At 74.3% G+C, this 9905-nt stretch carries 12 protein-coding genes; 9 read left to right on the plus strand and 3 right to left on the minus strand.

The genetic code is table 11. The features are described 5' to 3' along the window. Positions 1-86: 86 nt before the first annotated feature. Positions 87-419: a hypothetical protein gene (locus ACFV1W_RS12090; protein ID WP_380415736.1), complete on the minus strand. Its 333-nt coding sequence runs from the start codon at positions 417-419 to the stop codon at positions 87-89. A 128-nt stretch (positions 420-547) separates the two neighbouring features. Beyond that, positions 548-1177 (minus strand): maleylpyruvate isomerase N-terminal domain-containing protein, encoded by a 630-nt coding sequence (locus tag ACFV1W_RS12095; protein ID WP_380415549.1) that lies wholly within the window; start codon positions 1175-1177, stop codon positions 548-550. Between the two features lie 205 nt (positions 1178-1382). Here ACFV1W_RS12095 and ACFV1W_RS12100 point away from each other — a divergent pair, with 205 nt between their 5' ends. From ACFV1W_RS12100 to ACFV1W_RS12115, 4 genes are all read left to right on the plus strand, one after another. Next, positions 1383-2009, plus strand: a complete 627-nt coding sequence (locus ACFV1W_RS12100; protein WP_380415551.1) for a LysE family transporter — start codon at positions 1383-1385, stop codon at positions 2007-2009. Positions 2010-2249: 240 nt separating this feature from the next. After that, the gene (locus ACFV1W_RS12105; protein WP_380415553.1) at positions 2250-2972 is read left to right on the plus strand and encodes a TetR/AcrR family transcriptional regulator; all 723 of its coding nucleotides are present in this window, start codon (positions 2250-2252) and stop codon (positions 2970-2972) included. 50 nt (positions 2973-3022) lie between these two features. Beyond that, positions 3023-3355 carry a hypothetical protein gene (locus ACFV1W_RS12110; protein WP_380415554.1) on the plus strand — a complete coding sequence of 111 codons (333 nt, stop codon included), beginning with the start codon at positions 3023-3025 and terminating at the stop codon, positions 3353-3355. 15 nt (positions 3356-3370) lie between these two features. Next, complete coding sequence (locus ACFV1W_RS12115) at positions 3371-4441, plus strand: M14 family metallopeptidase (protein WP_380415556.1); 1071 nt, start codon at positions 3371-3373, stop codon at positions 4439-4441. A gap of 235 nt (positions 4442-4676) precedes the next feature. Here ACFV1W_RS12115 and ACFV1W_RS12120 read toward each other — a convergent pair whose 3' ends face one another. Then, positions 4677-5303, minus strand: coding sequence for a TetR/AcrR family transcriptional regulator (locus ACFV1W_RS12120; protein WP_380415557.1), 627 nt, complete (start codon positions 5301-5303; stop codon positions 4677-4679). 193 nt (positions 5304-5496) lie between these two features. Between ACFV1W_RS12120 and ACFV1W_RS12125 the strand changes: the two genes are divergently transcribed. From ACFV1W_RS12125 to ACFV1W_RS12145, 5 genes are all read left to right on the plus strand, one after another. After that, positions 5497-6255 carry an SDR family oxidoreductase gene (locus ACFV1W_RS12125; RefSeq protein ID WP_380415559.1) on the plus strand — a complete coding sequence of 253 codons (759 nt, stop codon included), beginning with the start codon at positions 5497-5499 and terminating at the stop codon, positions 6253-6255. An 8-nt stretch (positions 6256-6263) separates the two neighbouring features. After that, complete coding sequence (locus ACFV1W_RS12130) at positions 6264-7046, plus strand: SDR family NAD(P)-dependent oxidoreductase (protein WP_380415560.1); 783 nt, start codon at positions 6264-6266, stop codon at positions 7044-7046. Next, entirely contained in the window at positions 7043-8014 is a 972-nt protein-coding gene (locus tag ACFV1W_RS12135) for an NADPH:quinone oxidoreductase family protein (protein WP_380415562.1), read from the plus strand. Before ACFV1W_RS12130 ends, ACFV1W_RS12135 begins: the two co-directional genes overlap by 4 nt. 164 nt (positions 8015-8178) lie before the next feature. After that, on the plus strand, positions 8179-9120 hold the full coding sequence (locus ACFV1W_RS12140) for a RimK family alpha-L-glutamate ligase (protein ID WP_380415564.1): 942 nt from the start codon (positions 8179-8181) through the stop codon (positions 9118-9120). A gap of 206 nt (positions 9121-9326) precedes the next feature. Further along, positions 9327-9806, plus strand: a complete 480-nt coding sequence (locus ACFV1W_RS12145; protein WP_380415566.1) for a ricin-type beta-trefoil lectin domain protein — start codon at positions 9327-9329, stop codon at positions 9804-9806. Positions 9807-9905 lie beyond the last annotated feature (99 nt).

Consider the following 9905-nt stretch of genomic DNA (forward strand, 5'->3'; position numbering starts at 1 on the left):
GTTTTACCAGCCCGCGGACCGCGCCGGGGGGGCCGCCCCCCCCCCCCCCCGGGGCCCCCCCCCCCCCCCCTCGACCCGGAGACGGCTCAGCGCGGGTCGATCAGCTCGGGCGCGTACACCGTGCCCAGCGGCTCCGGCCCCACGTACTGCTGGCAGTTGCACTGCCCGGGCTCGTAGCGCACCGGGCGGCGTTCGGCGTCCCAGGCGGTGGGCGTCTCGACCACCTCGTGGCAGCGGCCCTGCTTGTCGTGCTTGGCAAGGTGGTGGGTGCAGCCGCAGACCGGCTCGGGCGGCCGGTTGGCCGCGTCCAGGGCCAGGCGCTGCCGGTGCTGGGCGTCGAGCAGTTCGAGCTTGCGCTCGTGCCGCTCCTTCACGTCCCGGCGCACCCGGTGGGCGATCGATCCGCCCCCGTAGAGCACGGCGGGCACCAGCCACCACAGGTTCCACAGCGAGTCCACTGACGCCCCCACCTATCCCGTCTTCCCTGGTGCAGATCATACGACTGACCAGCGCGGTCGGTTGACCGGGAACACCCGGGCCCCGCCGCTCAGCGGATGACCGGCAGCACCGGCTCCGAACTGCGCCCCGCCGCGGCCTCGATGAAGGCCACCGGGTCCGCCGCCTCGGCCAGCAGGCCCCGGGTGAAGTGCAACGCCTCCTCGGCGGGCGCCGGTCCGCCGACCGCCGCGATCAGGTCCAGCAGGTGGACGGTGGCCTCCATCAGCGCCACCTCGCCGAGCGCGCCCACCGTCACCTTCCCGAGCAGCTGGTGCGCCACCACGGTCTCGGGCGGGAGGTCCGCGATCCCGGCCAGGGCGGCCGGGCCCTCGGTACCGAACCGGGCGATCAGCACGGCCGGTTCGGTCGCCTTCGCGGTCTCCTTGGCCATGTCGGCGATCTGCCCGGCGGCGGTGTCGGCGATCCCGCCCGGCCGGTTGAACGTCCGCAGGATCTCCGCCCCGCCGGTCAGCACGGCCGGGCCCTCGACCACCGCCTCGCGCAGCCCGGCGAACTGCTCCGGCGCCGGCGCCACGTGCGCGTAGAGGTCCCGGACGGTCCATTCGGACAGCCGGGTGGGCCGGTCCCAGTCCTCCGCGCCCAGGGCGGCGCCGCGCTCCGCCCAGGACGCCCAGACCTCGGCCAACAGCTCGCTGACGCGGTTGTTCTGACTGCTCATCGGAGCCTCCTCCGGCCAGTGCTCATCGGAGCGCCCCACGCTACCCGCCCCCGTCGACGAAACCACTTGCGCCCCGTCGATGCGGCCGCCACCATCGGCCCATGACCCGCACCCCCGCCCGCCCGCTGTCCGTGACCGTCTCCGCCCGCCCGGCCGCCGTCCAGCAGCGGCCCGGCCGCACCCGGAGGCCCGACCGCGCACGCGCGTGAGGGCCGCGCTGGTCGCCGGGCTGCTCGCCGGGTACGGCGTCGCCGTACCGGTGGGGGCCGTCGGCGCCTACCTGGTGGCACTCACGGCCCGGACGTCGCTGCGCACGGGGGCCTGCGCCGCCCTCGGCGTCGCCACCGCGGACGGGCTCTACGCGCTTCTCGCGGCCCTCGGCGGCAGCGGCCTCGCGCCGCTGCTGGAACCGCTCGCCGGCCCGCTGCGGATCGGCTCGGCGCTGGTGCTGCTCGCCCTGGCCGTCCGCACCGCCGCCACCGCCCTGCGCGGGCGCCGCTCCGCCACCGTGACGGCTCCCGCGACTCCGCCCGGCCCCGCCCGGGCCTTCCTCACCCTGCTCGGGATCACCCTGCTCAACCCGCTCACCGTGCTCTACTTCGCCGCGTTCGTCATGGGCGGCCGCGGCCGGGGCGGCAGCGCTTCCGGCGCCCTCTCCCCGGCCGTGTTCACCGCCGCCGTCCTCGCCGCCTCCGCCAGCTGGCAGCTGCTGCTCGCGTCGGGCGGCGCCCTGCTCGGCCGGGCCCTGACCGGCGCGCGCGGCCGGCTGCTGACCGCCCTCGGTTCGGCCGCCCTGGTGGGCTGGCTCGCCGTCCGGCTGCTGCTCGGCTGAGCCGGATCGCCGCCGACCGGCCACCAATCGGCCACCGACCGGCCATCGGCTACGGTCCGTGGTCAAACTGGGCGCCCCGACGACCTGTTTTCCCCCTATTCATACCTTGTATCCTGGTTCTGTATCCGCTGCGTAACCTGCCACCACCCGCCCGGTACGACACGGCACAACGGGGTACGGCAGGGCAGGGCAGGGCAGGGCAGGCCGACAGCGCCGGCACCGACTCGGAGGAGTACGGCCATGGTCGAGCGGGATGCCCCCGAGAAGCGGGGGCGCCTGAGCCGCCCCCTGGTGCTCCAGGCCGCCGTGGCACTGGTGGACCGCGAGGGGCTCGGCGCGCTCACCATGCGCAGGCTGGCCGCGGAGCTCGGCGTCGAGTCGATGGCGCTGTACCGCTACACCCCCGGCAAGGAAGCCCTGCTGGACGGCCTGACCGAGGCCTACTTCACCGAGATCAACGCCCGGCTGCGCACCAGCGCCGGCAGCGGCCCGCACGAGCCGGGGTGGCGGACGGAGCTGCGCCGGATCGCCAAGGCCTTCGCCGTCGTGGCCCACGCCCACCCCGAGATCCTGCCGCTGGTGGCGACCCGCCCGCTGGCCGTCCCGGTGTCCCGGCGGCCGGTCCCGGCGCTCGAACTCACCGAGCACATCCTGTCGGTGCTCGGGCGGGCCGGCTTCGACGACGCCGCCGCCCTGACCGTCTACCGCACCTTCGTCGCCTGGAACCTCGGCTGCCTGCTGGTGGACAAGCGCCAGGTGGTCGACAACCCGGAGGAGCCGGACCCGGCGCTGCGGCTGGGCCTGCACCGGCTGTCCGCCACCGAGTTCCCGCGGCTGCGCGCGCTGGTCCCCCGCTTCGCCGAGTTCGACGACCAGGCCGAGATGCTGGCCGGCCTGGAAACTCTGCTGAACGGGATGCCGGAGCCGCCCCTTGACGCCTTCTACGGTGACGGCGGATCCTGAGGATACGAGGTACACGTCGGACATATCCGTACTCGTCACCAGAGGTCACCATGTCCGCCGTCCCATCCACACCACCCACCCGGCCCGACATCCTCAAGCTCCGCGTCACCGCGAGGGACGCGGACGCCCTGCGCGCCCTGCTGCGCGAGGCCCGTCCCGACACCGGCGGCCGCCCGCAGGTCGAGCCGGACGGCCGCGTCGGCATCGACGTCTACGCCCCCGAGGACCAGGTGGCGACCCTCGAACGCGAGGACGTCACGGTCACCCAGATCGGGAACGCCAGCGAGGCCGGGCGGGCCGCCCAGGCCGAGGTCGGCACCGGCGACCGGTTCGCCGCCGCCGACGCCGTCCCGCGCGGCCTGGCCGCCAAGCTCGCCGGCTGAGCCGGGAGGCCCGTCATGTCGTACCTGAACATCACCGAGGTCGAGTCCGCGGTGACCGGCCTGGCCGCCGCCTACCCCGGCACCACCGAGCTCGTCACCCTCCCCGAGCCCTCGGTCGAGGGCCGCACCGCCCACGCCCTGGTGATCGGCGCCCCCGCCGCATTCCCCAAACACTGCGTGATGCTGATCGGCGGTGTGCACGCCCGCGAGTGGGGCAGCTGCGAGATCCTGGTCCACTTCGCCGCCGATCTGCTGGAGGCCTACCAGGCCGGTACCGGCCTCGGCTACCACGGCACCACCTTCACCGCCCGACAGGTGCACGACCTGCTCACCCGGCTGGACCTCGTGGTCTTCCCCCTGGTCAACCCGGACGGCCGGCTGTACAGCCAGACCGTCGACCCGATGTGGCGCAAGAACCGCAACCCGGCCAACTCCGGCGGCAGTTCGAACCCCGACTGCATCGGCGTCGACATCAACCGCAACTACGACTTCCTCTTCGACTTCACCAAGGCGTTCGCCCCGACCGCCACCCCCCAGGTCTCGACCAACCCGTGCGACCAGCAGGTCTACGAGGGACCGAGCGCGTTCTCCGAGCCCGAGACCCGCAACGTCCGCTGGCTGCTGGACCGGTTCCCGGCGACCAGGTGGTTCGTCGACGTGCACAGCTACTCCGAGGACATGCTCTACAACTGGGGCGACGACGACAACCAGTCCGACGACCCGTCGATGAACTTCCGGAACCCCCGGTACGACGGCAAGCGCGGACTCCCGAACGACACCGCCTACGCCGAGTACATCCCCAAGGACGACGCCGACAAGGCCCTCGAACTCGCCACCGCCTTCTGCCAGGGCGCCCACAGCGTGCACGGGAGGGCCTACAAGCCGCTGACCGGGTTCCACCTCTACCCGACCAGCGGGACCAGCGACGACTACGTCTTCTCCCGCCACTTCGTCGACCCCGGCCAGGGCAAGGTGCTCGGCTTCACCGTCGAGTGGGGCAAGGAGTTCCACCCGCTGTGGGCGGAGATGGAGACGATCGTCCTCGACGTGGACGCCGGGCTCGTCCAGTTCTGCCTCACCGTCTGAACACCCCCGAGCCATCGGGCCCGACAGCGGGGCGCCCGCCACGACCGGTCGTGGCGGGCGCCCTGACGAATGCGCTCGGGCGGCCGTAGGGAGCACAGGGTCCGTCCGACCGGGCCGGGGGCGCCTTCGAGTGGCGCCGTACGCCTACGAGGCACACGTACTTCGTATACGAGTCTGCTCGCCCGCCCCGGGCCGGTCAAGGGAGCCCCCGCCCCGGAGCCGGGCGGCGCTCCGCTCAGATCCGGGCGCCCAGCATCCGCAGGACCAACTCGCCGTAGCGGCGGCCGAGTTCCTCCGGCGTCCCGGAGGAGCGCTCCGTGTACCAGCGGGAGACGTCGATGCCCAGCGAGGTGACCGCGCGGGCCGCCGTGCGCACCTCCGCGACCTCGAACTCCCCGGCCGCCACGCCCGCCTCGATCAGTGTGCTGACCTCGCGTTCGATGTCCAGGCGCAGCGCCGCGACGACGGCGTACGCGTCCTCGGGCAGCGCGTGCAGCTCGTAATTGACCACCCGGCCGACGGTGCGGGCCCGGGCGTGCCAGGCCGTGAACTGCTCGACCAGCCGCCGCATCCGCTCCGCCGGACCGCCGTCCCCGGCCGCCGCCTCCCGCACCAGGGCCAGGGTCGCGGTGTGCCCGGCCTGGCTGATCTCGGCGAGCAGGGCGGCCTTGGACTGGTAGTGGATGTACAGCGCGGCGGGGCTCATTCCGGCCGCCGTGGCGATGTCCCGGGTGGTGGTGGCGTGGAAGCCGCGCTCCGCGAACGACTCGACGGCCGCCTGGAGCAGCCGGTACGCCGCCTCGGGGCGGGTGTCGGCGCCGGGCAGGGTCGGCCAGAGGTCGGCGATCGGCGTGCTGGTCATGGCGCCATCCTCCCAGAGGATTCGTACGGGCTTTCCCGTCGGCCGTCCGTCGCGGTCCGGCGGACTGTTGACAGGCTGCCGCACCGACACCATGCTGAGCAAGCGCTTAGTCAGCCCAGTCGACCGGTCAGCCCACGCCGCCCCGGTCGGCAGTCTCGAACTCAAGACCCTCGCGGGAAAGGCAGGACCCTCCGTGGTGCACTCCTTCAAGGGCCGGGTGGCCGTCGTGACCGGTTCCAGCCGCGGCATCGGCCTCGGCATCGCGCGCGAACTGGTCGAGCGCGGCGCCAAGGTCTGCCTCACCGCCCGCAACCCCGAGCCGCTCGCCGAGGCCGTCCGCGACCTCGGCGGCCCGGAGAACGCGATCGCGGTCGCGGGCAAGGCCGACGACCCGGCCCACCAGGAGGAGGCCGTCGCCCGCACCCTGGAGGCCTTCGGCCGGCTCGACCACCTGGTCAACAACACCGGCATCAACCCGGTGTACGGGCCGTTCCTGGAGACCGACGAGGCCGCCGCCGCCAAGATCATGGCCGTCAACGTGCTCGGCCCGCTGGCCTGGACCCGCCGGGCGCACGCCGCGTGGATGGGCGAGCACGGCGGCTCGGTCGTCAACGTCGCCTCGATCGCCGGCATCCGCGCCTCGCTCGGGATCGGCATGTACGGCGTCAGCAAGGCGGCGCTGATCCGGCTCACCACCGAACTCGGCGCGGAGCTGGGCCCGCAGGGCATCCGGGTCAACGCCGTCGCCCCCGCGGTCGTGAAGACCAAGTTCGCCGAGGCGCTCTACGAGGGCCGCGAGGAGCAGGTCACCAAGGCCTACCCGCTGGGCCGGCTCGGCGTCCCCGGGGACGTCGCCGGCGCGGTCGCCTTCCTGCTCTCCCCGGAGGCCGGCTGGATCACCGGCCAGACCCTGGTGGTGGACGGCGGGGTCACCCTCGGCGGTGGGCTGTGACGGGGGCCGTGACGGGCTTCGAGGGCCAGGGCGTGGTGGTGACCGGCGCGGGCCGGGGCATCGGTGCCGCGCTGGCCCGGGCCTTCGCCGCGGCCGGCGCCCGGGTGGTGGTCAACGACCTGGACGCCGAGGCCGTCCACGCCGTCGCGAAGGACTGCGGCGGTACCGCCCTGCCTGGGGACGCCGCCTCCGCCACCGGTCTGGCCGCCCTGGCCGGCCGGGCCCGTACGGAACTCGGCGAGATCGACGTGTGGTGCGCCAACGCGGGCGTCGCCCCGGTCGGCGGCGCCGACGCGCCCGCCACCGCCTGGGCGAGCGCCTGGGAGGTCAATGTGATGGCCCACGTCCGGGCCGCCGAACTGCTGCTCCCCCGCTGGCTGGAGCGCGGGCGGGGCCGCTTCCTCGCCACCGTCTCCGCCGCCGGACTGCTCACCATGCTGGGCTCGGCCCCCTACGCCGTCAGCAAGCACGGCGCGCTCGCCTTCGCCGAGTGGCTCTCGGCCACCTACCGCCACCGCGGCGTCAAGGTGCACGCGCTCTGCCCGCAGGGCGTGCGCACCGACATGCTGGCCTCCACCGGCGCGGTCGGCGAGGCGCTGCTCGCGCCGACCGCACTGGATCCGGAGGACGTCGCCGAGGCGGCGCTGGACGGGCTGCGCGAGGAGCGCTTCCTGATCCTGCCGCACGCCGAGACCGCCGAGTACTACCGCGTCCGGGCCACCGACCCGGACCGCTGGATCGCCGGGATGAACCGGCTCCAGCAGGAACTGGAGAGGAGCGAGGCACTGTGAGGGCCTGGCAGGTGGGTGAGCTCGGCGAGCCGGCCGCGGTGATGCGGCTGGCGGACGACGTGGCACGGCCGGTGCCCGGCCCGGGGCAGCTGCTGGTCCGGGTCCGGGCCGCGGCGGTGAACTTCCCGGACGCGCTGATGGTGCGCGGGCAGTACCAGTTCCGCCCGCCATTGCCGTTCACCCCCGGCGTGGAGCTGTGCGGCGAGGTCGCCGACGGCGCCCGGCGGGGCGAGCGGCTGATCGGCAACCCGGTGCTGCCGCACGGCGCCTTCGCCGAGTACGCGCTGCTGGACGCCGCGGCCGCCTTCCCGGCGCCCGGGGCGCTGGACGACGCCGAGGCGGCGGCGCTGCACATCGGCTACCAGACCGCCTGGTTCGCCCTGCACCGACGGGCCCGGCTGCGGGCCGGGGAGACCCTGCTGGTGCACGCGGCGGCGGGCGGAGTGGGTAGCGCGGCCGTCCAGCTCGGCCGGGCCGCCGGGGCCCGGGTGGTCGCCGTGGTCGGCGGCGCGGCCAAGGCGGAGGCGGCCCGGGCGCTCGGCGCCGACCTGGTGGTCGACCGGACGGCCGGCGACTTCGTCACCGCCGTCAAGGAGTTCACCGGCGGGCGCGGTGCGGACGTGGTCTTCGACCCGGTCGGCGGCGAGGCCTACACCGGCTCCACCAAGTGCGTGGCCTTCGAGGGCCGGATCGTGGTGGTGGGCTTCGCCGCCGGGCAGATCCCGGCCCCCGCGCTCAACCACGCCCTGGTGAAGAACTACGCGATCCTCGGCCTGCACTGGGGCCTCTACAACACCCACGACCCGCGTGCCGTCCAGGCCGCCCACGACGAGCTGAGCAAGCTCGCCGAGCAGGGCGTGGTCCGGCCCCTGGTCAGCGCCCGGGTGCCGCTGGCCGGGGCCGCGGAGGCCGTCCAGCTGGTCGCCGACGGGCGCAGCACCGGCCGGATCGCGGTGCTGGCCGACTGACGCCAGTTCAGCGATCACCTCCGGCGCCGGGCGGGGCGGCCGGGCCGAGCAGGGCCGCGGGGTCGCCGGGCCCGCCCGGCCCGGCCGGTTCAGGCCACGGCCTTACCCGGATGGCTCACGGGACCTCCTTGCCGCGCACGGGCGCGCGCCGCTTCCATGGCCCCATGGGCCGACGAGACCTCGTTCTTCTGACCGACCACAGCTCGACCGAAGGCACCCGGGAGGCGATGGCGATCGCCGCCCGGCGGCTGACCGGCCGCGAGCCCGTCCTGCTCGACGCGCGGCACTTCATGACGGACGGCGCTCTCGGCGTCGGCCCCACCGGCCGGATCGAGGCGGTGGGCGACGGGACCGCCCGGCTGGAGGCCGGTGGGCGCGTCGTGACCACGGACGCGGTGGTCGTCTACGAGATCCCGCCGCACCGGCGCCCCGCCTTCGCCCACTGCCAGCGGCTGCTGCACGCGTCCGGCGTCCGCTCGCTCGGCACCGACGTCGAGGCCTGGCGCGCGGCGACCGAGAAGGACCGCACGGTCGAGCGCTTCACCCGTGACGGCGTGCCGCACATGCCGACGATCACGCTCTCCCGACCGACGCCGGAGGCCGCCGCCGAGGCCTTCGCGCGACTCGGCGGCGACGTCTGGGCCCGGCCGTGCGTCGGCATGGGCGGCGAGGACGTCTTCCACGTCACCACCCACGCCCAACTGGCCGCCGCCGCACGACACTACGCGGCGCTCGACACCGACTGGCTGCTCGCCCGGGACGCCCGGAACTTCACCGCCGACGGGCGCCGCCACCAGTACCGGGTGGTCGTCCTGGGCGGCCGGGCCGTCCGCGCGGTGGAGCACGTCCAGCCGGACCCGGACGCGCCCTGCAACGAGTGCCGGGGCGCCTCCTCGACCGCCCTGGAGATCGACGAACTCCCACCGGTTCTGGCCGAGTTGGCGATCATCGCGGCCAAGTCCCTGGGCCTCCCGCTGGCCGGCGTCGACCTCGCCGCCGAGAACGGCGGCGTGGTCTTCGAGGTCAACGTCCACCCGGCCTTCGGCCGCGCCCGAGGGGTGGACCAGATCGCCGTCCCCTACGTCGCGGCGCACCTGCGCCCCTGAGGCAGGCGGCGGCAGCATCGGCACAACCGCCCGCCCACCGAACACCAGACCGCCATGATGAGCCGTTCGGCTGAATCCTCACCCGACTCGGCCCGTTCGTCGGCACCCGACTGCTGCAATTGGCACGCACTCGAACCGAGCTGCCGAAGCACATCACGGCCGTGCACGAACCAGATGGCCGCTGAAAGAACGGAAACCGACTCGTCATGGTGTTTGCTCTCCGCAAGTCCCTCGCCGTCGCGACCCTGGCGCTGACGGCCTCCTTCCTGCCGACCGTCGGGGCGGGCGCCGCCGACACCGCGCAGGCGAGCCCGCGCACCCCCGGCCTCCACTGCCTCGCCAACACCTGGAACACCCCGAACATCGGCACCAGGCCGTGCAACCCCAGCGACCTCGGCCAGCGCTGGACCCTCTCGGGCGAGCAGATCTCCCTCAGCAACGCCCGGGGCTACTGCCTCGCCAACACCTGGGGGACCCAGGCCGTCTCGGTGAAGCCGTGCGACCCCAATGACCAGGGGCAGTACTGGACCGTCTCGGGCCAGCAGATCACCCTCACCTTCGCCCCGGCCTACTGCCTCGCCAACGCCTGGCAGACCCCGAGCGTCGGCACCAAGCCGTGCAACGCCGCCGACCCCGGACAGCACTGGGTGGTCTTCGACGACCAGATCAGCCTGGCGCTCGCCTGACGAACCCCGCCGCCGTGGCCCGGGGGCCACCAGTAGGGCCCCGGCCCCCCCCCCATCAACGGCACGGACAAACACACGGAACGCAAAAACCGGAACACC

The sequence above is a fragment of the Kitasatospora sp. NPDC059648 genome, from assembly GCF_042734825.1.
Lineage (GTDB): Bacteria > Actinomycetota > Actinomycetes > Streptomycetales > Streptomycetaceae > Kitasatospora.